This window comes from Mycobacterium sp. NGS27 (genome assembly GCF_059813005.1).
Genome location: NZ_JCALDT010000011.1, coordinates 35,575 through 62,423, shown reverse-complemented (window position 1 = coordinate 62,423; position 26,849 = coordinate 35,575). Strand labels below are relative to the sequence as shown.

Sequence of the window (26,849 nt, the reverse complement as noted above, 5' to 3'; positions counted from 1 at the left end):
TCGGGCGCCCGGAGCGGGCTTAATCGCGCGCGGCGACCGGCGTGACGATCGGGACGACGAACTCTTCGATCATCGCTCGCTCGTCGGCTTCGTCGTGGCCGGGGTGGGTCAGCAGCGAGACGATCACTCGCACCATCCAGCGACCGCGACGTTCGATGACCGCGGGATCGTCGGGTCCCAGCGAATGCAGGAACGCCACCGCCAATGCCGCGATGACTTCGGACTGTCCGGCCAGTTCGCCACCCACCGGCGGACGGGTGGTGGCGAACCAGGAAGCCAGCGCCGGGCTTTCGCGAACCATCCTCAGTGTGACGAGGATGCTCGCGACCAACCGTTCGCGCGGATCCCCGATGTCGCCGGTGCGCGCGATGATTTCGCGACCCAGCCGGTGGGTTTCCCGGTGCACATAGGCAGTGCGCAGCGCCTCGCGGTTGTCGAAATACCGATACAGCGTCGCACGGGAACACCCAGCGGCCCTGGCGATTTCATTCATGCCGACCGAATCCGAGTCGCGCTGGGTGTACAGCCGCTCGGCCGCGTCGAGTATCCGGTCGACGGCGGCTTCGTTGGGGTGCGGGGAAAGCCAGTCGCTCCCAGGCATCAGGACTTCATCCGAATCGGCACCGACAGCGGGCGCCGGACGTAGCTGCCGCCCGCCCAGATGATGCCGGATTCGTCCACCTCGAAGCTCGGGCAGCGGGTCAGGAGTTCGGTCAGCGCCACGCGGGACTGCATCCGAGCGGCGGCGGCGCCCAGGCAGTGGTGGGCGCCGTGGCTGAACGTCATGATGTTGCGTGGACAGCGGGTCACATCGAGTTCGCCTGCGTCCGAACCGTATTGGCGTTCGTCACGGTTGGCCGAACCGTACAGCAGCAACACCCGGCGGCCGGCCGGGATGGTCGTCGCACCGACGGTCACGTCACGGGTGACGGTGCGGGCCAGCCCCTGCACGGGTGAGGTCATCCGCAGCAACTCCTCGACCGCGTCCGGGATGCGGTCGAGGTCGTCCACCAGCAGCTGACGTTGGTCGGGTCGTTCGTGCAGCAGCGGCATCGAACCGCCGAGCATGCCGGTGACGGTGTCGTTGCCGCCGGTGACCATGGTGAACGTGAACGCCAGGATCGACAGGGTGCCGGCGATGTCACCGTCTGCCCCGACGCCGGCGGCCACCAGGTGCGAGATCGTGTCGTCCTCGGGATCGCTCCGGCGCCGTTCGATCAGCCCGGCGAAGTAGGCCATCATCGACCCGACCGCGTCGCCGACCGTCTCGAGCGCACCGGCGACGCCGCCATCGGCGGTGTTGGCCGCGACGATCGCCTGGGTCCAACCGTCGAATTGGGCCCAATCTTCCTCCGGCACACCGAGATAGTGCGCCACCACCATCGACGGCAGCGGCTTGAACAGCTCCGCGACGATGTCGCCGCCACCGGCCGAGCGCAACCCCTCTATGCGCTCGACGACGAACTCCCGCACTTTGGGCTCCACCGCCTCGACCTGCCGTGGCGTGAAGCCGCGCGAGACCAGCTTGCGGAATTGGGTGTGCACCGGAGGATCCTGCATCACGAACGGCGGATTATCCTGCAGCCCAATCATTTCCAGGTCGCCGTAGTTGACGGTCAATCCCTGTGCCGACGAATAGGTTTCGTGGTCCCGGGCCGCGGCCCACACGTCGGCGTGCCGGGACAGCACGTAGTAGTCATCGCCGGGATGGTTCGCCGGAACGACGTGGTGCACCGGATCGTGATCTCGCAGAGCGCGGTACATCGGCCACGGATTGGGCCACGTGTCGGCGGTGGCCAGCTGAAACTTGACCGGCGCTTCGTGAGACATAACAGCAGCCATGTCTCATTCGTACGACAATGGGCCCAAGATGTCAACCAGGCTTCTCTTGCATGCCACGCTGGCGTGACGCTCGTGTAGGTTCTCATTTTGCATGGCGAACTTCTCACAGGAATGGCGAACGCTTGGCGATTCCGTCATGAAGTTGAGAAAGTAGTTAGTCGCGCTAGTTGGTGCACCGCGCTTATTAACACTGTTTTCGCGCCAAAACCCGCAGAAGGTGAGACGCTGGGGTGTCGCGGTTAACCGCGTGGTGTGGTGATGTCGGAATCAGTCAGGGTTGATTTGAGTTCCGCGGCCGTTGCGTATCGGTCTGCGGCGGGGGAGCAACGGTGTGTGCCGGCTGGTGAGGTGTCGCCGGCAGCATTGTTTCGCGCAGCGCCGTGGCGCACGTTCCGCTGGTATTTCGGGCAGCGTCACTACTCGGGCACGTATTGGTCGGCGACTGAGCGCGATCACGTCATTTACGAGTCGCGCCTGGAGCTGGCGAACCTTATCCTGGCAGATTTTGATGTGACTGTGCATCGCATTGTGGCGCAGCCTTTTCGATTGACCGCCGAGGTCGACGGGCAGGAACGGCGCCACATTTTGGATTACCTTTGGGACAGCGACGAAGGACCGGTTGTGGTGGACGTCGTGCGCTCCGAAAGGGTGACTAATCCACGGATCGTGAGGTTGTGCGCGTGGACGAAGGACATCGTCGAATCGTTGGGCTGGTCCTACTTGGTGGTGAATGAGCCGGTCGCCGTGCGCCTCGCCAACGTGCGTTTCCTGGCGGGCTATCGGCGCGAGTGGCTCATAAACCAGGACGTTCTAGCTGAATTGCGTTGTCGGCGAGCAGATCTCGCCGGTCGGTCAATCGACGAGGCTGAAAAGCTCATCGAGGGACACCCGCGACCACTGGTCCGTTCGGCGTTGCTGAGCATGCTGTGGCGCCACGAGCTCGAGGTAAACCTAGATGTTCGGCTTGAACGATCAACAGTGCTTGAGTGGGCATCGTGAAGCCCGCCGCTGTGCGCATAGGTGTGGGCACGCAATTCATCTATGACGGGGAGGTCCTGGAAGTCATCGAGATGCATCCGGTCGCCGGCATGCCGGAGGTCCTTGCGAGAGAGCTGCGACGGGACACGGTGCACCGTTTCGCGCTCGATGAAGTGAGACCCTCTCAGAGATGCCGTCTCTTGAGCGACGACCTCGACATCGAAATCACCGGCTCCACCGAATACCCGCCATCGGTTAAATGGGCCGCGGTGTCCGAGCAAGCGCGCTGCGATGCACGTGATCGCGCAGCACACGTGCGCGAGGTTGTGACGGGTTATCGATCCGGTTCCGCTGCAACGGCGCTACCGCACGAACCGCGGTCTGCTTACAAAAGCGCCAATCCGCGGATGAAACGTCTCGCCGTCAAGGCGAACGAGCTGGGCATCGGACGGCGTACGATCGAGCGCTGGGTTAGCGCCTATGAAGCCGAGGGCGAGGTCGGATTGCTGTCGGCGAAGGCGATTCATTCTGCTCTGGGCAGCAACAAGTTCGCGTTATTCGAACAGACCGCATCAGACATCATGCGCGAATACACGGACTTGTCGAAGCCGACGATGGACCTGATCATCAACCACGCCGAAGCACGATTGAACGCCACCTACGGTAAGGGTGTCGTGCGGTTGCCCTCACCAGCTACGGCGTATCGAATCTTGCGACGGCTTGAGCTGACCCAACCACTGTTTCGGCCGAGCACCAAGCGCATCCGTGACATCGCGGCCCGCCCGGATCGGCCGTACGGACAGTTGCACCCTTCCCGGCCGGGCGAGTACCTGCTGATGGACACCACACCGCTTGATGTGTACGCCATGGATCCACACACCCTGAAATGGGTAGGTGTGGAACTCACCGTGTCGATGGACTGGTACTCGCGGTGCATCACCGGTATGCGATTGAGCCCGACGACGAAGTCGATCGATGTCGCTGCAGTCCTTTATCAATCATTTCGCCCAGCGCCGGCCGGTGCGGACTGGCCCGCTGAGGCCGTGTGGCCACCGCACGGTGTGCCACGATCAGTGCTGGTCGAAGACGAAGCGCTTCACTGCAAAAGCGTGTTCGCGGCGGCGCCCGCAATCGTGCCGGAGACACTGGTCGTTGATCACGGCAAGATCTACGTCTCAGAGCAAGTGGCGAGCACCTGCCGGCAACTTGGCATCTCGATCCAACCCGCACGTGTGCGTGTCGCGTACGACAAAGGCCCCGTGGAGCGGTTCTTTCTGACCGTCCGTCAAAGGTTCTTGCAGGAGCTGCCTGGCTACAAGGGCCCTGATGTGTACTCCCGCGGCGCCGCTCCAGAACGAGAGGCCTTCTTCTTCATCGACGAGTTGGAGGCACTACTTCGTGAATGGATAGCCGTCTGCTACCACAATAAGCCGCACAACGGTGTTGGAGAGGTTGGCCTGTGGAAACTGGGACTGAGCCCGGCGCAAATGTTCGAGCATGGCGTCGCGCGCGCCGGGTACATCGAGGCGCCGCGCGAACCCGACTTCGCCTATAACTTCCTGAAAGTGGAATGGCGGACGATTCAGCATTACGGTGTTCAGGTCGACAACCGTATCTACCGCGGTTCTGGACTGACGGGATATCGGCCGGGGGAGAAGAGTTCCTTTCGAGAACATCACGGGCAGTGGCCGTTTCATGTCGACCCTAACGACGTGCGCTTCATCTACTTCTTCGACCACAAATCGACCCGTCGGTGGCACGCGTTGATGTGGGATCATGCCGACCTGTGTGATGGTCCAATGAACGAGGACGGGCTGTTGTTCGCCCGTGAACTGGTGAAGGCTAAACACCGGTATTTCGATGACAAATTGGCATTGTCTGAATTTCTCGAACGCCGCAACCTTGGTCAAGGACACACCATGGCCGAGCGACGAGCTGCCCTGCGCTTGTCTCGCGAGCAGTCCAGTTTGGCCCTGGATGTCAAGCAAGCGGCGCGCGTTCCCGAACTGCCCACGGCCAAAAGGATCCTCGGTGCACTGCCCGCGACGGAGATTGGGCCAGATGACCCGGGATTGGCCGACGAACTCGACGACGATCCGCGCATCGACGACGGTCACTTCTATGAGGATGTATTGGAGGACGTATGAGCGCGACCGGGGTGGCGAGCCGGAAAAGGACCGTTAACTTAGACAACCTGACGCTGTCGCGCAAGGAGGGATGGCGGGAGTATGTCGAGGCGCCCAGGCGGATCAGGCCCGAAGAACTCTCAAGGAGCCAAATCCGCCGTCTCGGCGATGCAGCAGCCGACATCTACAATCAGCGACGAGCCGACTGGCACAACAACATCGGCCCGTTAAGAACACCTCAGCTCGCGATGCTGCATGAAGATCTGTGGGACATCATGGATAGCAGCACCCAGGACGGAAATCATGCCAAGGGCGCAGTGGCAATAGACGGCTACCCCGGCTTAGGCAAGACCTGGGCGGCGGAAACCTTCGCGAAGGAGTTTCATAAGCGCGAGATTGGGCGGCGCGGTGAATTCACGGTCGCCGGGAACGAGCGTTGGCCGGTCTGCCGGATCGGTATGCGCGGCAATACCAGTATGAAAGACTTCAATGCCGCGCTGTGCGACTTTTACGCGCATCCAGGCTACCGTCGCGGAAACAGGAGTACCGATCAACTAGGGCGGCAAGCGCTCGATTGCGTACTGAGCTGCGAGACAAGGCTACTGATCATCGATGACCTCCACTTCCTGCACTGGCAGCGATCTGGTGGAGTGGAGATCAGCAACCATTTCAAGTATGTCGCCAACGAGTTCCCAGTAACGTTGCTGTTCATCGGCATTGGGCTCGGTGATCGCGGAGTATTGATGGAGGACCTGTGCTGCAGCCTCGAGGGAGCAGGTTACGGCGACATCGTGCTAGAACAAACTGCCCGGCGCACAACAATGTTGGAGATGCGGCCCTACGGTCTGCAAAACGACAAAGAACGACGCCAATGGAACGCGCTTCTAGCCACCGTGGAGCAGCGACTGGTCCTGGGGGCCAAACATCAGGGCATGCTGGTGGAAGATTTGTCAGAGTATCTTTATGAACGAAGCACCGGTCACATCGGATCGCTCATGGAGCTCATCCGACGTGGATGTGCCCGCGCGGTTCGAACCGGCACTGAAACATTGAGCCGGAAAGTGTTGGACTCGTTCAGGATTGACAGTGCAGCCGAAAAAGCGCGCAAAGAACTCGCTGCAGCGTTCCGCACTCGCCGCCTGCGAGCGCGATCTGCGCGACCGCCACGTGTGTCATAGATTCAGGCGCTGCTGAGCGATGCCGCCACGCACACTGCCCATCAGGGTGGCTCCGGTCCCTGGAGAGGCCCTGGAGTCGTGGTTGGGTGCAATTGCGCGGAGGCTCGAAACTCCTTGGGGCCATCTACTCGCAGCGCTCGAGCCGACGCCAGCCGACCCGCCAGGTCTCGTTCGAGAGAACCTCACGGCCTGCCTTCACACCCGCGAAGCCGCAGCAATCGCCCATGCCACTGGGATCTGGCAAGCTGCGGTCGAAGCCTCGACGCTCGTTCACTACGACGGGCATCTGATCACCGTCGATCGATCCACCGGACGGGTGCGGTCGACCTGGAAGTCCGTGCGATCGAGATTTTGCCCGCAGTGTCTTCGCGTCTCGAACGGCCGCTGGCAATTATCGTGGCGACTTCCGTGGATCTTCACCTGCCAGGTACACAGTTGCCTGCTCGTCGATGTGTGCCCCGAATGCGCAATGTTTCAGCGTGTGATGCCGTGGTGGCTGCGGGCACACGAGATTCCGGACCTCTGTCGATGTTCAAGGAATATTGAATTAGATGGTGAGAAGCGCCGATGCGGCGGCGATCTCGCGTATGCAGCGACGCCACACTTAGCCCGGCAGCACCCAATCATGGTGGCGCAGTGCCGTCTATCGGGACTGCTGTCGCGGCCGGTGATCGACTGTGGGATATATCAGGCGATGCCAACGTCGACCCTTGACTTCCTCCGAGACGTGCGACTGCTTTCGGCGCGAATGCTGTCGATGGCAAAGCTTGACTACATCGCAGAGTCACTCGAGATGCGTGGAGATAGTCATATTCGAGAGCATTCGGCAGCTTACGGTTTGAATCTGGACCGCTGGTCGACACCTGGGGCCTTCGCAGCGAGCGCACCTGCGTTGGTCACCGGGCTTGGAATCATGCTGGCCCTCGATGTCATTGGACGTGAAAGTGTAGAAGATGCCGCGTCGCGGCTTCGCCCGCTCATAGAAAGGGCGAAGGCAACGGGACGAGAGCTCACGCCGACGCTTCTTCGCTGCGGCGGCCCGACTGCAACGATGGACGCCGTTCACATCCGTGCATTCGAGCCTTCGTTCGGGGTGTTGGATAGGATGCGATACGGCACAGCGTCGTGCTTGCCGCGCTATCCGCGCACGTTGACCCCCAACTCGTTGCGGTCAATCCCCACCTTGTTCTGGCGCGAGTGGTCTTTTCGCTTGACCGTCGGACGCGGCACTCTTTCCGTGATCCGCCCAGTGCTCTCGATCATGCTCGTGTGCCACGGACATCAGACAACGGTGCCAAGTGCCGCCCGCAGACTGAGCCTGTCGATGACGGACAGGAGATTCGCCTACATGGTCGCAGAACTGCGCCCTCACCGGTTGTGGCCAAACATCCTCGCCACGATGATGCGGCTGGCCGACTATCTTCGCGAAAACCCGAGTCCGATCGACTACCAACGACGTCGCCTGCTTGATTACCGAGACCTGCTGCCGGCCCAGCAATGGAATGCCATCTACGACAACGCTTATCACGGACCCGCCTGGAGAAACCGGGTCGGCGACATTGCGCGATCATGGCTCTTTGAGCGGATAAGTATGCTGCCCCGAAGCGCTGCCCCATTTAAAACGACAACGCAATACCGCGATGCTGTGCGCGCCGAGATGATCGCTATGTTCACACCCGCCTTGATCGATGCTCTGAACAGTGCCGGTCTGCAATACCTATCGCACAACAACGTGATAGGCGAGCCCCTTACCTGGGCGCCGCCGTTCTCCCTAATTAACGACCTTGAGTTGCCGGGATCGGACCTCAACTCGATTTCTGTCACGCAGGTGCACCAGCTAGCTCAGGATCCCTTAATGACCACGGCTGCAATCGCGCGCAATTTGGCGGTTTCCGCCGACGTCGTGAGGTATCTGCTGGAGCAATTTCCGCTTGTACGACCAGCGACACGCCGGCGGATTCGCAACGACCCCGCCGAGACGCGCCTGACAAAAGCAGACCTCCTTCGCATGTACAGCCGCGAGGGCATGACGCTGACGGCCATCGCGGCCGAGGTCGGCGCCGGGCGAGAGGCGGTCGGCGACCTAGCCCGAAAGTATGGCATCCCAATTCGCCACTACTACAAAATTGATCCGGACATCTTGGACTGGCTGTACGAAGAACACGTCGTCAAGCAGCGCACCCTCACCGCTATAGCTCAAGACATCGGCGTCTCTCTTTCCGCTTTGAGTCGAGCAGCGAGAAAGTACGGCATCCCGGTCTGCCGAGACCCCCGCAAACGGCGCCAGTCTTCTCAGCGTGCATGAGAGACGTTTACCGCTCTGCGTGACCAGCTCCGTGACCACCTACCGCGTCGAGAGCCGGCGAGCGATGGTTGCCTGCACGCTGCCGATCACACGGCGCTGAGTTGCGGCCCAGTCCCCGGGAATTGGTCGAGTCGTCCGATATTGGTGCAACCTGCGCGACGAAAGCACCGTCCGCCGAAGGGCGTCCAGTGACAGGCTGTGCCCGATGTTCCAACAGTTCCGGGAATCCATCGGTGAGAATCCACGCCGGCGCATCGACGTCGTCAGCCATTGCAGGCGCTGGGCGGCGATCTCGGTGTCATCAGCCTGGAGGACGGGCATCGCCATACAAGCGGTAACGGCATCGGCGGCGGCGCTCGAGCACGCCACCCGCGCACCGCCACCCGTGACCAAAGGCCGCGCAAACCCGTTCTTTGCTGCGAGCACGAACTGCTCCCAGAGCAGATCGGAGATCGGGGCGGCCCCATCAAAGGGCTGCGCGTAGCGCAACATCCAACTGCCCAGCGTGTGTAGATCTCCCATGAATATCGTCGATGGCACTGGCGACGACCCGTAGATGCCACCCGACGCATAGCCCGCGCGAAGCACGCGGAGAAGCTCGCATTGGGTCACCACCGCCGGATCTGTCCCTAGGCGTATGGCAGGAGCACCCGACAACGGCTCACGGCACCGTGGTCCCTCGCCGGATCGGGTCACACCCCGGGTGCACGACCCCAGCTTCGGTACCTCGTTGAAGCGAGGCGGTGCCGTGCGCTGCAGACCGCCGCACACGCCGCACGCGTCGGCGAGCAAGCATCCATGCGTCGGGCACACGAATGCCCACCGCAACCGCCACCACACCCGCCATCTGCCACCGCGCTCCTCGAGGCACTTGGGACAGAACCGCGAACCAGTCATGCGCAGTGAGGCTGCAGACGGGCGTTGCCAGCTTGTGTCGTTGATCCACGGTTGCAGAGTCATCGCCTGAAGCAGGCGGGGTTCGACGCCCGTGCAGTAGCTGATGGTGTCCCCCTGCCCCGGTGTCAGCGACACGTTGGCCCGCCCCGCCCAGTGCGAGGCCGTATTGCCCCGCGTTCCCGAAATCTCTACTGCGCGCAGAATTTGACCCCAGGTCGCGTCTGTGCGGCTAGCCAACGCCTCCAGCCACGACTCAAGGCTCTCTTCTGGCAACGGTTTCACCCGGAGCGGCAGAGTCCGCACTGCGCGCCAACGTTCTACGCCGCCGCCGCGAGGGACGACCTCGTGTGGCAGCACCCGGTGACCATCAACCCAGGATGCACTACTAGTAGTGCATCCTGGGTTGTTTCGCTATTGCCGTGCTGCGCGTTTGGGATGTCGGGATTTCGGGCTCCGGCGTCCTAATTGTGCAGAGTCAAGTCTCGCCCCCGCCAATCCGAGCAAACTCGCGTATCGAGGCCAGTGAACGCGTCGCATGCACCGAGATCCGGGGGTCCACGCTCGGTGGGCGGCCTTACTAATAATTTAGACCTACTAGTAGGGCAGACTTTTCCGGGATCTGCAGCGGTACTGGTATGCGTGCCGACGCGCCCCAGTCAAAACGACCCGAAACGGGTCGTTGTGTGGGAGAGACGACGCCGTCAGGTGGGCACTCGAATACAGACCCTGCGCATCGAGCGCGGCTACACCCAAGAGGAGCTTGCGTTGAGGTCCGGTGTTTCGCGCAACGTGTTAATCGACCTCGAGTACGGCCGCCGCGGCATCCTGCACGAAAGACTGTTCGATATCGCGAAGGCCCTCGGCGTGTCCGCTTCGGAGCTGCTCGAGGGCATAAAATGACTGCTGTCGGGGTTATTGACCCACTCGGTCGAGATTTGTTGTCAACAGTGTTTCCTCGAGCTGAGGACTTGCGGGGTCGGAGGGCAGGCGGACGCTCTCTATGTGCTGCACGCGGGTGTACCCCGCAATGTGCTGATCCAGTGTCGAATTCGGCTGGCGTGGCCTGCTTTACGCAGCTTTTTCGGCCTCGCGGAGGCCCTCGATGTGCCGGTCGCTAATTTGCTTGTCGTGCCCGAACCGGCACCAGCGCGTAAGCGACATCCCAAGCCTCCTACGAAATACTGCTGCATTCCGGTTGACGTAGGCGGGTGTCGACTTCTGCGGCCAGATGCGCGATCCGATGCAACGCAAACAAGGTGTTCTGCCCTACTAGTGCTACACTCCCTATTGGACCTGGTCTGCTGACTGACCTGAAGAGTCGGACAACGGGTGAGGATCCGGCCGCGCAAGGGGCGGTTCACCGCCGATCAGACGCCCCGCAGTGCCGCCGGCCAGGTCCACCCGCCACCGCGGCCACCTTGCCGCTCCCGGGCGGGCGCGAGCGTGATGGAGGTTGGGCATGTCACCACATGGTTGGGCGGGAGTGGCTCGACACCGCCAACAACCTCATACCCGACCAGCGAGGCGCGCACCGCAGCGCCATTGCCGACAGCACGTTGGAGGGCTGGAATCCTGATGCGCGATCCGTGAAACGGCTCACCCAATTCAGCAGTGGGGCAACCACCTTCACCGAATACCGGGCGATCGTGTTGCATGGAGCGCGAGTTGGTCTCCCGGCTACCCGCACGGTGATTGATGAAGCAGACATTGAGGCCAAACACTATTCACCATAGGTCGACGTTGAAGGGTTTTCGGTCACGGCGCTCAGAGGGTGATCCCACGGGCGGCGAGCAGTCGCTCTTGCTGCGAATCGATATCGATCACCGGTCAACTCGAAATCAATCTGACGCCATGGCGATCTCATGCCAGCCGCGACGGTATGGATGGCCAACCGGAGATGCATATGGTCGATTTCGCCCATGTCCGAAGTGAGGCCGACTACCGAGAACAGCTCGAGAACGCTCGCGCCGAGGCGCGCCGCCGCTACCGCGACCACCTGGCGGCGGCATTCGAGCTGCACCGCTCCCCGCAACCCGAGACGCTTGCCGACCTCGCGCTCAACGCACTCACGGATTGGCGCTACATCGACAGCGGCGAGCGATGCCGGTGCGGCTGCCACCCGCGGCTACCCGAAAGTGATCTTCACGACTACGGATTTGATTGCGTGTGCACACGAACGTCCGAGGATCGCCGCCGCTCGTGGCAGAAGTGGCGCCAGGGCCTGGCGGCGTTCTGGGAATCGCCAGAGGGCCAACAGATCAAAGCCGACGCGCAAAGCGCCGAAGCCGACCTGCAGGCCTGGCTGGCGGGCCAGCGCGATGTCATCGTGCGTCGACATGGCGGGTGGTTCCCCGAAGAGTGGACCGGAGAAGTCGACGGCCGCAGCTTCTACTTCTGTGAACGCCGCGGCGAGTGGCGCATCGAACTCGACCTGCGGCCAAGCGGTCGCTTCGTCCGTACTCTGGCGGAGGGCGACAGTGATGGTGCGCCCCAATGCTACGAGCGTGAACTGGACGAAGGTGATGTAATCGACTCTGGCACAATCGATGTTGAGGGATACGGCAGCACCCCAGCACAGCGGGCAGACTTCATCATCGACACCATCCGCGTCCATCTCGCCCGCCAAGCATGCACACTGCACCGCGACAACCTGCGCTCGATACAAGCATCGCTGGGCAATGTGCTCAGATGGTGCCCAGCTTGCGGAACCCGCCTATCCACCTCGTGACCGCAGCAACCAACGCACGTATTCAGTGCCAAACCATCACCGGCGAAGCGCTGAGATCGATACGCGGCCGTCGACACGAAATCCCGTTGACGACCCGGCAGGCAGGTGAGAATCTGCTGGCCTGCCCTGTCCCCGAATCACCCCAAACGCGATGAACCGCAACGCTAGCGAATCGAACGATCTGCCTGCCGGGCTCACCGGAAGCGCGGACCTCGTCCGCCGACCCATCTCCGACGTCAACGCCTGGCTGGACAGCCAGCATGGCGATGTGCGATCAGCGCTGCGCGCACTCGGGGAGTTGCTGGTCGGCGTCGCCGAACAAGACAGTGCCGAGAACGCTGAGCGATTCACCGCCCGCTGCCTCGGCGTACCGGACTGCGGGCACCTGCTCGACGAGGAACGCCCCTTGCATCCGGTATCACGGCTGACCACTGCACTGGCGTTGGCGCAATGGATCGAGGAACACAGGCCGGACTGCGAGATCGGTCCAGGCGAATTCACCCACCCCCCAACGTGGACGCAGGCCAAGATCGGCGCCCGACGTTACCGCCATCCACTCTGCCTGCGTGTGCACTTTCCCGCCGGGACGCTGCTCGACGACACCGGATGCATCATCCACATCGAGACCCGTGAGAACGTCATGCGGTCCGCTCACGTGAGTGCCTTCGTGACGCCCGATAAGCAAGCCGATGCTTGCGCGCTATTGGATCGGCTCGCCGAACGCGCCAACGCACTCAACCCGTACCGCGGCCGCGCGGTGCGCGCCACCTACCAACGCGGACTGAGCCTGGACGTCATCGACCTGCCCGCAACCGCGACGCGCGACAACGTCATCGTCGGCGACGAGGTGTGGGCCGAGGTCGATCTTGGTGTCACCGCGGTACGCGACCGCCACAGCGTGCTCAACGGGCACGGCTTGGGGGTCCGCCGCGGGGTTTTGCTGTGCGGACCACCCGGCACCGGCAAGTCAGCGATTAGCGCGGTCGTGGCCAGCGAAGTCGTCGGCGACTTCACCGTCATCTACGTCGAAGCCAAGGCGGGTGCTGAGCTGCTGACCGCCGTCGTCGAGGAGGCGCAGCGCCTCGACGGTCCGGTGCTGCTCGTCCTGGAGGACGTCGACCTTTGGTGTCGGGACCGCTCGACCGGTGACGGGGGGCTGTCGGAACTGTTGCAGGCAATGGACATCGAACCCAACGCCCGCATCCTGACACTGGCGTCCACCAACGATGCCGCCACATTGGATAAGGCGGCGATCCGCACGGGGCGATTCGACTCCATCGTCGAGGTCGGTTATCCAAACAGCACGCAGGCTGCCCGGATCCTCTCGGTGTTGATCAACGAGATCCCTGGCGGTCAGACCATTGACATTGCGACCGTCGTAGCCGCGCTGCCTGAAAATACCAGCGGCAGTGACCTTCGTGAAGTTGTGCGTCGTGCCGTGCTCGCCCCCGGTGACGAGGGAAGCATCAGTACCGCGACGTTGCTATCCGAAGTCGGCACCGGGCGATACCGGGCCCAGTTGCCGGCAGGGATGTACTTGTGACGAGCCACCGCGACAGCTTCCCCGAGCTCAGCTAGAAGAAGGGAGCCCCTTTGGCGAGCTATGCCTCCCGAGCTGCGTCACGCCACCAGAGTCGAAGGGGGACTTGAACTCCGAGCTTCGGTGGCCAAAACCGGGCATTCTTCTCCTGTGGCCGCGAGGCCAACCTTGTCGATCCGGCGCAATTGGTCATTATCGACGCTGAGTCGGGCAGGTCCTCTAATGGGCGCGCATCCAAAACCTCATGGATAACATCCGCGACGGGTGTTGCTGGCTAGCGTCGGCATCGGCATATCTACCGATCGAGCATCGCGAGAAGGTGGTGATCGCCAGGCCGCCGACGCTGGAAGGCGCGAGCGGTGACGCATGACGAGGCGGGCTGGACCCTCTAACATGCGATTTTATATAACCCACATGGTACATTGTGAGTTATGAAAACTTCGGCGTTGTTGCCGATCCTACGGTCGCAGCTCCAGGGCGGGCTTCTCGCGCAGTTGTATCTGCGCCCGGATCGCGAATACAGCCTCACGGAGATCGCCAAGTACCTTGGGGCGAGCATCACCGCGGTGCACCACGAGGTTGGGCGCTTGGTTGCCGCCGGACTTGTCGACGAGCGGCGGTACGGCAACATGCGACTGATTAGAGCCGGAGAGAGCCGGCTGGCTCGGCCGTTGACCGAGCTACTGGCCTTGACTTACGGGCCGATTGCGGTGCTCCCAGACGAACTCGCCGCGGTCCAGGGGATACGCCAGGCATACCTTTTTGGTTCTTGGGCGCGGCGCTACGGCGGTGAGCCCGGACCGCCACCCGGCGACGTCGACGTCCTCGTCGTCGGAAGCACAGACCTCGACGACCTCGATGAGGCGGCCCGTCGGGTGGAGAAAATCCTGCAGCTTCCCGTGCACATCATCCGAATTCTGCCTGAGCGGTGGGACAGCCAGGCGCCCGATGACGCGTTCCTGGCCGATGTCCGCAGCAAACCGCGCGTGCTTATTGCATTGGGGAACAACGAATGAGGTGGAATCAGGGACGCGAGACGGTCGACGCATTGATCGCGGATAAGCAGATCGAACAGGTGCAACCGGATCGGGCCGCTGCCGATCGGATGCTAGGTGAAGCTCGTGCGCACCTGGAATCGGCAGCGCAGATCGCAGACTTCGATGCCACTGGTGCGTACGCGTTGGTGTACGACGCCGCGCGGAAAGCGTTGGCAGCGGTATTAGAAAACCAGGGATTGCGGGCCGGTTCGAACGATCTCAGCGCCAAGGCCTTTCGGCAACGACTTGGGGACCTTGGGGCGACCTATCAGCGGCATGGGATTGGACTCAAGCAACTCGCTGGTGTACAGAAAGCTGCACAACGTATTCCATGTCGACCAACAGCGCCGGATCGAGGAGGCCTCGTGGTTATCGGCGTAGGCGGCAAACGCTGTTCGCATCGCGTCCTTCGTGATAGCGCCAGCCGGTAGCTCGCTGATCAGGGTGCGGTCGCCAGCCAAGAGCTCAGCGATCGCGGCGAAGTCTTGCCGGTATGCCTTGGCTGTGTGTCGGGAGGGCTTGCGTACCGCGCGATCAGCCAGAAAGGCCGAGAACCACTGCGGGTAGCCCGGTTCTACGGTCAAGCCTGTACTAGACGTAGGAGAGGTCTTCGCCACAATCGCAATGTTCGCACTTTTTGGTGGATAAGCAGTTGTCCACGAAATATCCCGCGTGCCGCGCGACGCCAGCAGGGGAGTGCGCGGAGATCCTGGAGGTCAACGGTTATGCACGATCGCACGATGTTCCGACCGCAGTGAACGTACGCGTCTCCTTGGTGCATACGCCTAATAGCTATAGGCCGCGTGCATGAGGTACACCGGTGGACTTTGTGCGCGCACGGGGCGGGCATCGTCGGAGTTAGTCAGAGCGGTATTGCGTGTAGAGCGCGGGTGTCAGGTTTTCGCTGCTGGTGAGACGTAGTTGTCCTGGGCGCGTTCGCTGTTCATAGGCAGAGATGACGAGGCCGATGCCGCCGGTGGCCGGAATAAGGATTCCCTGCATGTGCAGGAACCAAGCGGCGTGTCCGACTGCTTGGCAAGCGGACCAATCGTCGCCGTAGGCGTCGTCGTCATCGAGACCGACCCCGTCTCGAGATTCGGGTGTACGCAAGTCGAGAACGTTGAGTTCTTCGATCTGGATATGGTGCAAGCGGTAGGCCGCCTCCAGCATCTTGGTTGCGGTGGTGGCAGCTGCGTTGGCGGCGCGTTCGACTTCGACCATGCAGGCCTTGGCGGAGTCGGCGAGATAGATGGCAGGAAAAAGCAGTGGGGGGTTCCATCGGCCACCGAACCGTCGTGCGCCTTCGCCGGAGAGCGCGTCGCGATGAGCTGTCGTGTATCGGTAGCACGTGCCGGACCACGGAGTGGTGCCGCGTGCGTCGATGCGCTGGACGAGCCCCTCATCGAGGGCATCGCTCACACGAACACTCCCTCGGCCATGGCGTCGATGAGGGCCAGCACTCGTTGGTATTCGCCATCTCGGACGAGGTCGGCCGGCTTGCGGTGCTCTAGCAATCGGTTGGGCGAGAACATCCACATGTTCGCCTGGTCGCGAGGGAGGACTTCAGCCAGGGCGTCGGCGACGTAAGCCAGCTCGATCAGACGTTGCTTGTTTAGTCGTTGTGGAACTACTTGGCCTGACGTCCACCGCGCCACAGAGCGCGGGGAGGCCTCGACGATGTCACCAACTTCTTCGTAGGTCAGTCCCAGACGCTCGATCGCGCTCGACACGGTCGAGGCGAGCGCATTCAATCCCATAGTCGGCTTGTCTTCTTTCTGTCATCCATTCTGTCCTATAGTATGACATGAAACAGCGCCTCGACGCGAGAGGGACTTCGACAACGATGGGCATCCATTCCGACTCGGTCCCGGTGATCACAAACCGGTCGAGGACTTCTTGTCGCGGGAGCACGCGGGCACATCGGCCATTACCCTGGACACTAAGGCCGCCCGTCACCAGCATCATGCCGCCGCAGCTGCCGTCGATGTGGGCCTACACGTGTACTGGGAGCCGGGTGTCGAGCGGCTCGCGGCGCCCGGCTTCGGCCTCGAGAAGTTCCCCTTGTGGACTGGGCAGCCATACGACACCGAGGCACTGTCCAGGGATTCGGGTGCGACCGCGCGTGCAGCGCTCGTTGACCTCACCGTCGAGAACCACCCAAGCCCGGTTACCCACGTTACTGCTCCGCACTTCTACGTCACCGATGATCGGACCGCACATCTGAACGTCGACCTCGCCGAGCGCACGCGACTGCTGGTCGGCAACGACCGCCCGACGCGTGCCGTACTCACGCTATCGACCACCGCCTTCGGGCGCTTGGAGATGAACCTAGCGTCCGAGTACGCCGGCGCCGGTATCACCACCATCGAGGTGCGCTTTTCTCCGCTCGGCGGCGACGATGAGGGCATCCGCAAGATCCGCCGGGTCTTCACCATCCTCGACGAATTCCGTGAGTACGGCATGAACGTCACGCTCGGGCTGTCGGGAAACATCGGTCGAGCGGCTCTTGCGCTGGGCCATGCGGACGCGTATTCGGTTGGGTCGGCATCATGGAGAAGGTCAACCATGCCCAGACCGTCGCGCAGTACCGACAGGCTCCCGATCCGGACAAACAATGGGGTGACGGCTTGCGAATGACGCGATCGGCGAGGAATTCCAAAAACCATGGTGGGTAACTGGATTCCCCATTGTTGTGGCCGGGACGCGGCGTGTCATGAACCAATCGTCGCACGATATGATTGATAACGGCAACAATCCATGAACCTGAGCGCTGACCCGCTCTCGGACAACGTGTTTCAATAACCATGACGCAGTGCGAAGTAACGTCGACCAGCTTCTGCGCTGAAGTGTCCGCCCCTCTAGTCGCTGTCACGTGACGTAATGGTGTTCATGCTGACGGCGGCGCCGAGCGATGACCAGAGCTTGCTAAAGCCACCCAAATGCAGCGCCTGAAGAAATGACTCTCAATGATTAAGTCAAGCCGCCGCGGTCGCTGTGGTCGGCTTTTCGGGGGTGAACTCGCGGCCGTCGCGCAGCAGCGCCCAGAGCACATCGACCAGACGGCGAGCGAGCGCGAGGAGCGCTTGGGTATGGATGAGTCGTTCTTCGCGTTTGCGATCGTAAAAGCAACGCGAGGGTCCGTCGACGCGAAGGCTGGACAGCGCGGCCAGGTAGAACACTCGCCGCCTGATCCGTGCATCTCCCTATCGTTGCCGTGTAGGAGTTTTCAGATAGCCTGCGCAGGTATGGCGTACATGTGGGTTGGGTATGCTGTAGATTGGCAACGCACGACGGCGGTGGGGCTCGCCATAATTGCGCGTCGAGTATTGGCGGCCAACGGTCCCTGCGGAACACATCAGTTTGGCCCGTTATTTGCGCGGCCGAATGTGACGCGGAGGAACACACATGGCCGTCCAATTTTTGTCGATATCTGCAGTCGAAATCCTGGATTCCCGTGGCCGACCAACTCTTTCGGTGTCGGCTACGCTCGCCGATGGCCACCAGGTGTATTCGGGTGTCCCGTCTGGGGCCTCGACCGGCAGTCGGGAAGCCGTCGAATTGCGCGATCATGACGAGCGTTACGACGGTCTGGGGGTGCGCCAAGCGGTGGCTAATGTCAACGGGCCGATCGCAGGATTGCTGACCAGTCGGCCGTTTACCGCTCTGGAGCAAATTGACCAGGCGCTGCAAGCGCTGGATGGTACACCCAATAAATCCCGATTGGGGGCCAATGCAATTGTCGGCGTCTCGATGGCGGCCGCTCGGGCATTCGCGCTGGAGGCTGCACAACCGTTGTGGCAGTGGCTGACTCCTGCCGCCGCGCATCCCCGGCTGCCGGTCCCGCATTTCAACGTCATCAATGGCGGCGCTCATGCAGCCAATGAGCTCGACTTTCAAGAATTCATGGTCGCACCGATTGGCGCGCCGTCATTTTCGGAAGCGCTGCGCGCGGGTGCTGAAGTGTATCGCCAGCTGCGTTCGACGTTGACCGATCGCGGCTTGACGACCGGACTGGGGGACGAAGGCGGTTTTGCCCCCGAAATCAGTTGTCCTGAAGATGTTTTAATGTTGCTGTCCCAGGCGATTGGCGACGCCGGTTATGTCGCAGGGCGGGATGGCGTCGCGATCGCGCTGGATCCGGCCGCGAACGGCTTTTACCGTGACCGTCGCTATCAGATCGACGGCGAGTCGTTGACCAGCGAGGATCTGATCGATCGCTACACCGCCATGGTCGATCGTTACCCGATCTGGAGTATTGAGGATGGAATGGACGAACACGACGTGCAAGGCTGGCGGAAGTTGACGAACGCGCTGCGGAGCAGAGTGCAGCTGGTTGGCGACGACAATTTGGTGACCAATCCGGATTTGATCGCTTTCGCCGTGCGTGCGGGTATCGGCAACGCTGCGCTGATCAAGGTCAACCAGATTGGAACGGTGTCGGAAACCCTTGAAGCGCTTGCCCTGTGTCGGCAGGCCGGTTACGGCGCGATGGTCTCGCACCGTTCGGGAGAAACCGGTGATTCGTTCATCGCCGACCTTGCGGTGGCATCGGGGTGCGGTCAGCTCAAATCGGGCGCTCCTGCTCGGGGTGAACGCGTCTCGAAATACAACCGGCTTCTGATAATCGAGTCGGCCGCCCCGGAGTTGCCATTCGGGTTGACCCCGGTTCATGTCTGACTCTCGGATTTGAGTGCACACCCATCATGATGTCGCGATCACAACGGCGAGAACGGCTAGCACCGCGAGGAGCATGTACGCCATGTAGGCATCCAGGCGACCGGACTGCAATTTTTTGGCGGTGTGTGACACCACGAGCACACCGCGGGTCAGCGGCCGGTAGAAGAAGCGCTCGACGACGTCGACGACGTCGATGCGGTAGGTGTAGCGGTGCGGTGAATCGTGGTGATTGTTGGGTTCGTCTTCGGTCTCCTCGAGGGCGGTTCGGGTCAGCAGGACCGTAGCGAGCACGTTGCGCACCGGGTTGGCGTAACCGGAGGACGTGTAGCCGACACCACGGTCGACTCCCGGTGATGCCGAGGACCACGGTGTGACGGCGCGAGCCCGAAATGGATTGCGGCCGGCGAATACTGCGGTGCAGCCGGCGATGAATAGGGCCATCGCGGGCAGCACGATCCATAGCCACGAGGGCGACAAGGCGGAGAACTTCGCGAAAACGGGCTGCAATACCCAGGGGTCGGCGTTGGCGGCGGCGGCCTGATCACCCACGATGGGCCGCAGGCCGCGTGCGATTAAGCCCACCTGCAGCGGAGCCACGGCCGCGACACCCAGGCAGCCGATGACGAGAACGGCTATACCGAATCGGTAGGTCCACTGGCGATCGACACGGGCGGCTGTCGGAATCAATGGCGGCTCATCGATGCGGGCCGGACCAAATGCGGTGAGCGCAACGACCCGCACGAAGGTCACCCCGGCGATACCGATGGTCAGCGCGATCAACGCCCCGGTGGCGGCGGTGGACAGTTGCATTGCCAGACTGCTGACTCTGAACTGCTGCATCAGTGACTCGAGGGTGAACCATTCTGAGGCGAAGCCTGCGGTCAGCGGTAACCCGGCTAATGTCAGCGACCCGATCACCAGACCCGTGCCTGCCCAGGGCAGCCGGCGTACGATCCCGCCCAGTCGGTCGAGCTCGGTGGTGGCGGTGGCGTGCTCGATTGTCGATGCGGACACGAACATCAGCGACTTGCCTAAGGCATGGGCCATCACCTGGGCGGTGCCGGCGATGAGTCCGGTTGCCACTAGCTTGGGTTCACTAGCAGCAGCACCCACCAGCGCCACGCCGAACCCGGCGGTGATCATGCCGGCGTTTTCCACACTGGACCACGAGATCAGGGTGGCCAGGTCGGGATTGACCGCGGCGTGGGCGATGCCCAGAATCGCGGTCACGCCGCCGAGGACGAGGACCACGCAGACCAGCCAAACCGGGGGGGCACCAAAGACGTTGAGGGTGCGCCACATCCCGTAGAAGCCGACATTGACGGCAGCACCGGCGATCACAGCACGGGCCGGTCCAGGCGCAGCGAAATATCCCCGCGGCATCCAGATGTGGGCGGGTACTAGGCCGACTTTGATGCCGAATCCCAAGAGCAACAGTGCATAGGAGGCTTGGCCCGCGGCACTGTGTGGGTCGATTGTGGCGGCGGTGAAGGCGAAGGTGTGGGTGTGCGCAGCCAGTAGTAAAGCGCCCATCAACAGCGCCGCGCCGCTGGCCTTGCCGAATACCACGGTGATAACGGAGCCGCGTGCTCTGCCCGGCAGGTCGCGGTCGTATCCCGATACCAGGTAGAACGCGACGGTCAGGAGCTCCCAGCCGAAGAGCAGAACAAACAGGTTGTCGGCGGCGAGAATGATCGCGACCGCGGTCAACGTCACGGCAATCGTGGCCGGTAGGCGCGGACGGGGTTGGTTAGCGGATGCGGCCGCGGCGATCAGGGCCGGCACGGCGACCCCGAATGACACGATGAGGAACAGCCCTGATAACGCGTCGAGGCGCAGTGCAGCCGGGCCCAGGCCCGCCAATCCGCCGAGGCTGACTCGTTGCGGATGACCGGCCACCGCTTCAGCGCCGGCGGCGAGCAGGATCGCGGCGCCGGCCGTGTTCGCGGTCCAGGCCGTCGCGGCTAGACGCCTTTGTGCGCCGTGGCCGCGGCGGCGTCCTGTGCATGCGCTGATCAACGCCGCCGTAGCCAGTAGGGCCAGTCCCGCGATCAGCATGGCGTGCTCCTGGCTGCGGGCAGCGTGACGCGGCCCAGTGCCAGCAGGATGCCGTGCAGGATGCTGAACGGAGAGGCGGGTGCGCCGGGGATCCATACGTCGACGGGCACTATGTTGGAGATCCCGACGCCGCCGGTGTAGCCGCGGCCGATCAATCCTCCACTGAGGGCATCGGTGCCGATGGCAATCACGACTGTGGGGGCCGGCATGGCTTCGAGCGTGCGTCGCAGCGGTTCAACCATTGCCGCGGCGCCTATTCCGGTGACCAACAAGATGTCGGCGTGGCGAGGGCTGGCGGTGAAGAAGATCCCTAACCGGTGTAGGTCATAGACCGGGTTGGTCAGGGCCTGAATTTCCCATTCGTCGCTGCCGTCGGATCCGGTGTCGATGTGGCGAAGATGCACCGAGCGGCGTAGCCGGCGCACGCGCTTGGCCAGAGCCGATCGCAGCTCGACGAGCGCCTCGTCGCTGTCGGTAACGTTTCCGACGACGAGTGTGTCGCGGGATAATCGTGCTGTGGCAGCCCCGCCCGCCCAGGTAAACCACTGGGGGGCGAGTTCCACGCAGCGTCCGCACATGATGCAGCGTCCGCGGTCCAGCTGTGGTTGCGGCTGAACCGATATGGCCGCGGTGGGGCAGGCTTCGGCAGCGGCGGCTGCCGGGGAGGTAGTACGCGTGGGCGGGTTTGCGATAACGCGTACTGCTGCGGGGAATTGGTCGAAGTAGTCGTCGGCGTGTTTGGGCCAGCCGCTGGTGATGATGCCATCGCGCAGCCCTCGGAATATCCATGGCATCTACATCGCCACCCCGGCGTAGCACAAGCCGAAGCTGGCTTCGATGAACGGGAAGTCGGTAAAGATGTCGCCGCCGAAAACGTCGTGGAAAAGCAGCATGTTATGGAGGGAGGCTGAGCGGGCAAAGCACCGGTGGATCGCGCGGTCGCGGACCTCTAGGCCGTAGAGCACCTCGCCTTGGGCCGCTTCGGCCCACCCCAGTGTGAAACCGTCGACGATCTCAACCGGCACCAGGATCGCGGTGTCGGTATCGGCGATCGCGGAGAGCCGATCGCAGGCGCGGCGGATCAGTTCGGCGGAGATATCGATTTCACCCCACCGGACTCGTAGCCGAGCCAGCGCGTCGCCGTGATCATCGACTACGGCTCCGTCGATAACAGGGAGTTCTGTGTAGCCGTCGTAGGCGCGTTTGCGTGCATCGTCGTCAACGCCGGACGCGCGGCCCACTGGGCCCAGCGCGCCATGTGAGGTTGCCAACGAGAGGTCCAGATGCCCGGTTCCGCGCAGCCGGTCGAGAAATGAAGCGTCCACCATCAGTGCGTCGCGGTCGCGACGGATTCTGCGCACGATCACCGCCAGGCGGGCGGAGATTTCGGCCGGTTCCAACCGCGGTGGGTTGTTGATCCCGCCGGTCCGCACAACCGAGCGGCCAAACCGGTTGCCGCACAGGGCAGAAACCAATCGCATAATGCTTTCTTTGTGCCACCCGAAGCGCGCCAACGGTATTGCGATTCCCGCGGCGTCGCACAGCCGCGTTACGACGTCGAGGTGGTTGGCGATGCGTTCGAGCTCGGCGAAGATCACTCGAACCAGTCGCGCCCGGCGCGGCGGGGTCGCGCCGGTGAGGGCTTCTGCGGCATGGGCGAAGGCCAACGCGTGGGCCACTGAGGAGATTCCTTCTACCCGTTCAGCGACCAGAACCCCGTTGGCAACCGGCAGTGCTTCGAATCGTTTCGCGATTCCGCGGTGCTTGTAGTGGGGACGGATGTTGAGGTGGGGGATGTCCTCGCCGGGGGTTTCGATGAGAAATTCGATGGATTCAAAGACTCCCGATCGCACTGGGCCCAGCGGCAACGTGAAGACACCGCCCCCGGCGACATCTACGGGTCCGCGCGGTTCGGTGGCGCTGGAATGGATCTGCTGATCCAGCGTGGCGTGGTTGATATAGCCGGGCCGCGGTGAGGGTTGGCCGGGTTCGCGAGCTAGCAGCAGCGGGTCGAGCCTGGGGTGCCCGAGGGGCACGACGCCGGAGAGGTCGTGTAGGGCTCGTTCGTACCAAAACGCTGCCGGCACATCGGGTGTCAGCGCCGGGTAGGTCATCGCGCCCTCGGCGTCGGGGGTCAGTCGGGTGCGAAGGCAGCTCACGCGGGCACCGCCGACCAGTAGTGCGTGCAATTGTTCGGTCTGCATATCGTGGGAGGCGTACACCCCGGCAAAGCGGTAGCCGTTGGTGACGTGTTCGACGACGTCGGCCCGCCAGCGTTCCAGCGGCAGGTCGACGGCGTCGGTCGTCGTCGCCGAGGTCATCGGCCACCGGCCGCGAGTTCGCTGGCGCCATGGTTGAGCAGGTCGACCAAGTCTGCCGGGGGCGCAAGTCCGAGTACCAGCAGCACGAGGACTCCTGCCACAACGGGGGTGACCATCCATCGGCTGGGTTCACCGGGAATCCGGGGGTCGGCAGCGGTCGGTTCGATGGGGCGAGGGCGGAACAGGATTCGGGTCGTTGCCAGGGTCAACCCGAGAAATGCCAGGGTGACCAGACAGACGAGTGCGGCCGCGGCGGCGTTGCGGGGGTGGGCGAATCCCCCGGAGACGATCTGGAATTCGCTGCGAAACAAGCCGAAGGGCGGCATCGCCGATAACGCCAGGACAGCGATCAAAAACAGCGGACCCGACCACGGTAAGACGGCGATGCCGTCGGCCATGCGGGCTAGTTCCTTGGTGCCGAATTTGCGCACCAGCACTCCTGCACCCATGAACGCGTTGCCCTTAGCCGCGGCGTGGGCCAGCACGTGCAACAGCACACCGGACAGAGCAATCGGCGCGCCGAAGCTCACCCCGATCGCTAGGATGCCCATGTGCTCGACACTCGAATAGGCAAGCAGCCGTTTAATATCGCGCTGCTCGAGCAGATACAGCGCAGCTAGAAGCAGCGAGAGCACCCCGAAGACCAGCAACACCATTTGCGGAAAGCGGGCCCCTAGTGCGGCCACCGTGATCTGGTAATAGCGCAGGATGGCATAAAAGCTCACGGCCAGAAGCGATCCCGACAACAGCGCTGAGACCGGTGTAGGGGCCTCTGCGTGCGCATCCGGCAGCCACGTATGTACGGGGAAGAATCCCACTTTGGTGCCATAGCCCACCACCGCAAGGACGAACGCCAACCGCACTGGCGTGTGGGGAGATTGGCCGGCCGCGGCGATCAGTGGGTCGAAGGCTAAGTCATAGGACTGCCCCAATACCTGCGCGCCTGCGTAGTACATGAAGATTGTCGCTAGCAGGCCGATACCGAGTCCCGAGGAGGCGATCAGCACGTACTTCCAGGCGGCCTCCGTGGCCCCTTCGGTATCGTCCAATGCCACTAAAAGCGCCGAAATCACCGTGGTGATCTCGATGGCGATCCATAACAGCGCGAGTCCATTGACCAGCGGTGCGCAGATCATCGACCACGCGAAGGCGTTGAGGCCCATATAGAAGCGGGCGCTATGGCGGGCGAACCGGGCCTGCTGCTCGGCTGTTTGTGTGCGCACCACGCGTTCTTCGTCGGCGAGGTAGCCGATCGAATAGATCCCGACGGTGGCGTACAGGAAGCAGGTGGCGAGGAGAAAGATCAGGGACAGCGAGTCGGCCCTGAGGTAGTGCAGTGCCGTGATGGTGTGGCCGATCCCGGGCGGCACCAGTGCGATGGCCAGAATGAAGGTGGCAACGCCGGTTATGGCTGTCAGGGTGGCGGCGAGGCGATGCGGTGCGCGCAGGCACAACAGGGTCGTGATCAGCGGCAAGATGACCAGTAGCACAACGAGTATCGACATGGGCTATCCCCGCAGCCGGTCGAGTGTCTGGGTGGACAGCGACTGGGTGCGCCGGTGATGGGTCCGCATTAAGACCCCGAAAACCACCACGGCGACAAGTAAATCGAACAAGAAGGCAACTTCGAGGATGAGCGGCATCCCGGCAGCGACTACGAGACTGGCCAACGAGACCCCGTTTTCCAGTGAGAAGAAGCCGATCGCCTGGCTGACGACGTCACGTCGGACGATCATCAAGATGAAGGCAACTAAGATCACGGCCACCGACAGGCTGAGCGCGGCTGTGGGGAGCACGGGGGAATGGATGCCCAGCACGCCGACGGCGAAAAATCCGAACGCCGCCACAGCGATGGAGATCAGGACCTCGTTAGCGACTCCGAGCGCGCCGCTGCCGGCGATTTCTTGGTTGGCCTCTCGCAGCAGGCCTACCACCAGCAGCGGTACCACGATGACTTTCAGCAGTAGCGAAAGCCCGGCCAGCGCATACAGTTCGGGGACATCGCGGCCAAACGCGACGACGGCGGCCAAGACGCTGACGGCCAGTGACTGCCCGGCATACAGGCGCACTTGGCTCCGCAGTAGTGCGGCACGCAGCATTCCGAACTCCAGCAGCAAGACGATCAGGGCCACGGTGTTCGCGAGGCCTTCATATACGGTCGGAACGGACTCCGTTGCCGCGAGCACGGACATCAGCCGCCTCCCAAGTAAAGGGTGAATACCGCCAGGATCGCCAACAGCAAGGCAGCCGAAACGAATTCGGTGATTTTAAACAGCCGCAGCTTGGCATAGCTGTTATCGATCACTGCGACAAGGCAGCCCAACACTGCGGCCTTGGCTAACAATGCAAGGATCGCCAATCCGACTGCAGCTGGGCTGGTGGTGGAGGCCATCCCCCAGGGGGCGACGAACACATTGATCAAGATCACATACAGGACGAATTGCTTGGCTGCGGCACCCCAATGGAGCAAGGCTAGATCCGGCCCGGAATGCTCGAACGAGCGTCCCGTCTCGATCATTCCGAATTCTGTTGTGCCGGTGTTTGTTTCGACAGGGATCCGTGCCGTCTCATACAGGATCACCATGAACAGCGCAGCTGAGGCCAACAAGTGTGCGGGACGTACGATCTGGTCTGGGCCACTGCGCACGGTGGCTCCCAGGACGTAGGGAAGGTCGGTCGTGGTGATCAGCGCCACCGTGATCACTACAAGCAGCACCACTGGTTCGGTAATGGCCGCAAAGGTTTTGGCGCGACTGGACGCCAGCTGCGCGTAGGCATCGCCGGTTTCGGCGGCGGCGACGGCGACCAGGAAGCTGGCGAATGCCAGGATCAGCCCCCCGCCTTGGATATCACCCATGTAGCCTAGCGGCAACGCGTAGCTGGTGAGTACGGGGATGAGCATGGGAACGGTGAGGTAGCAGGCGAACGATGTCAGTGGCGCCAGCCGGAAAAACGGGCCTGCGCCATGTGGAGCCAGCGTCTCTTTCCCGAAGAGTTTGCGCAGGTCGAAATATGGCTGCAGGATTCGGGGTCCGCGGCGGCCCTGCAGACGCGCTTCGAACCAAGCGATGAAGCCGCTAATGGCCGGTGCGCCGCCGGCGACAGTGAGGACCTGTAACCCTTGGATGACCGGTAGCGGCAGGCTGGTCATGAGGTAGTCGG

The 26,849-nt window shown here is 62.6% G+C and carries 22 protein-coding genes and 2 pseudogenes; 10 read left to right on the top strand and 14 right to left on the bottom strand.

Annotation, left to right across the window (positions count from 1 at the left end):
* Nucleotides 1-19: 19 nt before the first annotated feature.
* Together AC5Y30_RS23645 and AC5Y30_RS23640 are read right to left on the bottom strand one after the other, a co-directional pair.
* Nucleotides 20-601 carry a TetR/AcrR family transcriptional regulator gene (locus AC5Y30_RS23645; RefSeq protein WP_499921475.1) on the bottom strand — a complete coding sequence of 194 codons (582 nt, stop codon included), beginning with the start codon at nt 599-601 and terminating at the stop codon, nt 20-22.
* Nucleotides 601-1,842, bottom strand: coding sequence for a cytochrome P450 (locus AC5Y30_RS23640; protein ID WP_499921473.1), 1,242 nt, complete (start codon nt 1,840-1,842; stop codon nt 601-603). Before AC5Y30_RS23640 ends, AC5Y30_RS23645 begins: the two co-directional genes overlap by 1 nt.
* 333 nt (nt 1,843-2,175) lie before the next feature.
* Here AC5Y30_RS23640 and AC5Y30_RS23635 point away from each other — a divergent pair, with 333 nt between their 5' ends.
* The 4 genes from AC5Y30_RS23635 to AC5Y30_RS23620 are packed head-to-tail and all read left to right on the top strand — an operon-like array spanning nt 2,176 to nt 8,429.
* On the top strand, nt 2,176-2,841 hold the full coding sequence (locus AC5Y30_RS23635; protein ID WP_224112302.1) for a TnsA-like heteromeric transposase endonuclease subunit: 666 nt from the start codon (nt 2,176-2,178) through the stop codon (nt 2,839-2,841).
* Nucleotides 2,838-4,967: a TnsB C-terminal domain-containing protein gene (locus tag AC5Y30_RS23630; protein WP_499921593.1), complete on the top strand. Its 2,130-nt coding sequence runs from the start codon at nt 2,838-2,840 to the stop codon at nt 4,965-4,967. The genes AC5Y30_RS23635 and AC5Y30_RS23630 overlap by 4 nt, the downstream gene beginning before the upstream one ends.
* Complete coding sequence (locus tag AC5Y30_RS23625; RefSeq protein WP_499921471.1) at nt 4,964-6,124, top strand: AAA family ATPase; 1,161 nt, start codon at nt 4,964-4,966, stop codon at nt 6,122-6,124. Before AC5Y30_RS23630 ends, AC5Y30_RS23625 begins: the two co-directional genes overlap by 4 nt.
* Nucleotides 6,125-6,143: 19 nt before the next feature.
* Complete coding sequence (locus tag AC5Y30_RS23620; RefSeq protein ID WP_499921469.1) at nt 6,144-8,429, top strand: TniQ family protein; 2,286 nt, start codon at nt 6,144-6,146, stop codon at nt 8,427-8,429.
* A gap of 39 nt (nt 8,430-8,468) precedes the next feature.
* Here the strand turns inward: AC5Y30_RS23620 and AC5Y30_RS23615 are convergent, their stop codons facing one another.
* Both AC5Y30_RS23615 and AC5Y30_RS23610 read right to left on the bottom strand, forming a co-directional pair.
* Nucleotides 8,469-8,951 (bottom strand): hypothetical protein, encoded by a 483-nt coding sequence (locus tag AC5Y30_RS23615; protein ID WP_499921597.1) that lies wholly within the window; start codon nt 8,949-8,951, stop codon nt 8,469-8,471.
* A 276-nt stretch (nt 8,952-9,227) separates the two neighbouring features.
* A pseudogene (locus AC5Y30_RS23610) lies at nt 9,228-9,608 on the bottom strand (TniQ family protein); the annotation flags it as partial.
* 357 nt (nt 9,609-9,965) lie between these two features.
* Here AC5Y30_RS23610 and AC5Y30_RS23605 point away from each other — a divergent pair.
* The 4 genes from AC5Y30_RS23605 (at nt 9,966) to AC5Y30_RS23590 (ending at nt 14,610) form a co-directional block, all read left to right on the top strand.
* Nucleotides 9,966-10,226, top strand: coding sequence for a helix-turn-helix domain-containing protein (locus AC5Y30_RS23605; protein WP_499921465.1), 261 nt, complete (start codon nt 9,966-9,968; stop codon nt 10,224-10,226).
* Between the two features lie 1,003 nt (nt 10,227-11,229).
* The gene (locus AC5Y30_RS23600) at nt 11,230-12,054 is read left to right on the top strand and encodes a hypothetical protein (protein ID WP_499921463.1); all 825 of its coding nucleotides are present in this window, start codon (nt 11,230-11,232) and stop codon (nt 12,052-12,054) included.
* Nucleotides 12,055-12,205: 151 nt separating this feature from the next.
* On the top strand, nt 12,206-13,597 hold the full coding sequence (locus AC5Y30_RS23595) for an AAA family ATPase (protein WP_499921461.1): 1,392 nt from the start codon (nt 12,206-12,208) through the stop codon (nt 13,595-13,597).
* A gap of 428 nt (nt 13,598-14,025) precedes the next feature.
* Nucleotides 14,026-14,610: an ArsR family transcriptional regulator gene (locus AC5Y30_RS23590; RefSeq protein WP_499921460.1), complete on the top strand. Its 585-nt coding sequence runs from the start codon at nt 14,026-14,028 to the stop codon at nt 14,608-14,610.
* A 203-nt stretch (nt 14,611-14,813) separates the two neighbouring features.
* Here the strand turns inward: AC5Y30_RS23590 and AC5Y30_RS23585 are convergent, their stop codons facing one another.
* The 3 genes from AC5Y30_RS23585 to AC5Y30_RS23575 all read right to left on the bottom strand — a co-directional run bounded on the left by AC5Y30_RS23585 (nt 14,814) and on the right by AC5Y30_RS23575 (nt 16,388).
* Nucleotides 14,814-15,215, bottom strand: coding sequence for a hypothetical protein (locus AC5Y30_RS23585; protein ID WP_499921458.1), 402 nt, complete (start codon nt 15,213-15,215; stop codon nt 14,814-14,816).
* A gap of 274 nt (nt 15,216-15,489) precedes the next feature.
* Nucleotides 15,490-16,050, bottom strand: coding sequence for an RES family NAD+ phosphorylase (locus tag AC5Y30_RS23580; RefSeq protein WP_499921457.1), 561 nt, complete (start codon nt 16,048-16,050; stop codon nt 15,490-15,492).
* A complete protein-coding gene (locus tag AC5Y30_RS23575) occupies nt 16,047-16,388 on the bottom strand; it encodes an antitoxin Xre/MbcA/ParS toxin-binding domain-containing protein (protein ID WP_101953443.1) in 342 nt (113 codons plus the stop codon). Before AC5Y30_RS23575 ends, AC5Y30_RS23580 begins: the two co-directional genes overlap by 4 nt.
* Nucleotides 16,389-16,527: 139 nt before the next feature.
* Here AC5Y30_RS23575 and AC5Y30_RS23570 point away from each other — a divergent pair, with 139 nt between their 5' ends.
* The gene (locus tag AC5Y30_RS23570) at nt 16,528-17,268 is read left to right on the top strand and encodes a hypothetical protein (RefSeq protein ID WP_499921454.1); all 741 of its coding nucleotides are present in this window, start codon (nt 16,528-16,530) and stop codon (nt 17,266-17,268) included.
* A 338-nt stretch (nt 17,269-17,606) separates the two neighbouring features.
* Here the strand turns inward: AC5Y30_RS23570 and AC5Y30_RS23565 are convergent.
* Nucleotides 17,607-17,816, bottom strand: a pseudogene (locus AC5Y30_RS23565) (hypothetical protein); the annotation flags it as partial.
* A 220-nt stretch (nt 17,817-18,036) separates the two neighbouring features.
* Between AC5Y30_RS23565 and eno the strand changes: the two are divergent.
* Nucleotides 18,037-19,308 (top strand): phosphopyruvate hydratase, encoded by a 1,272-nt coding sequence (gene eno, locus AC5Y30_RS23560; RefSeq protein ID WP_499921452.1) that lies wholly within the window; start codon nt 18,037-18,039, stop codon nt 19,306-19,308.
* A gap of 24 nt (nt 19,309-19,332) precedes the next feature.
* Here eno and AC5Y30_RS23555 read toward each other — a convergent pair whose 3' ends face one another.
* The 6 genes from AC5Y30_RS23555 to AC5Y30_RS23530 are packed head-to-tail and all read right to left on the bottom strand — an operon-like array spanning nt 19,333 to nt 26,838.
* The gene (locus AC5Y30_RS23555; protein ID WP_499921451.1) at nt 19,333-21,366 is read right to left on the bottom strand and encodes a proton-conducting transporter transmembrane domain-containing protein; all 2,034 of its coding nucleotides are present in this window, start codon (nt 21,364-21,366) and stop codon (nt 19,333-19,335) included.
* The gene (locus AC5Y30_RS23550) at nt 21,360-22,160 is read right to left on the bottom strand and encodes an NADH-quinone oxidoreductase subunit B family protein (protein WP_499921450.1); all 801 of its coding nucleotides are present in this window, start codon (nt 22,158-22,160) and stop codon (nt 21,360-21,362) included. Before AC5Y30_RS23550 ends, AC5Y30_RS23555 begins: the two co-directional genes overlap by 7 nt.
* The gene (locus tag AC5Y30_RS23545) at nt 22,161-23,687 is read right to left on the bottom strand and encodes a hydrogenase large subunit (RefSeq protein WP_499921448.1); all 1,527 of its coding nucleotides are present in this window, start codon (nt 23,685-23,687) and stop codon (nt 22,161-22,163) included.
* Complete coding sequence (locus tag AC5Y30_RS23540; RefSeq protein ID WP_499921447.1) at nt 23,684-25,192, bottom strand: proton-conducting transporter transmembrane domain-containing protein; 1,509 nt, start codon at nt 25,190-25,192, stop codon at nt 23,684-23,686. Before AC5Y30_RS23540 ends, AC5Y30_RS23545 begins: the two co-directional genes overlap by 4 nt.
* Nucleotides 25,193-25,195: 3 nt before the next feature.
* On the bottom strand, nt 25,196-25,879 hold the full coding sequence (locus AC5Y30_RS23535; RefSeq protein ID WP_499921445.1) for a hydrogenase: 684 nt from the start codon (nt 25,877-25,879) through the stop codon (nt 25,196-25,198).
* Nucleotides 25,879-26,838, bottom strand: coding sequence for a respiratory chain complex I subunit 1 family protein (locus AC5Y30_RS23530; RefSeq protein WP_499921443.1), 960 nt, complete (start codon nt 26,836-26,838; stop codon nt 25,879-25,881). Before AC5Y30_RS23530 ends, AC5Y30_RS23535 begins: the two co-directional genes overlap by 1 nt.
* Between the last annotated feature and the right edge of the window lie 11 nt (nt 26,839-26,849).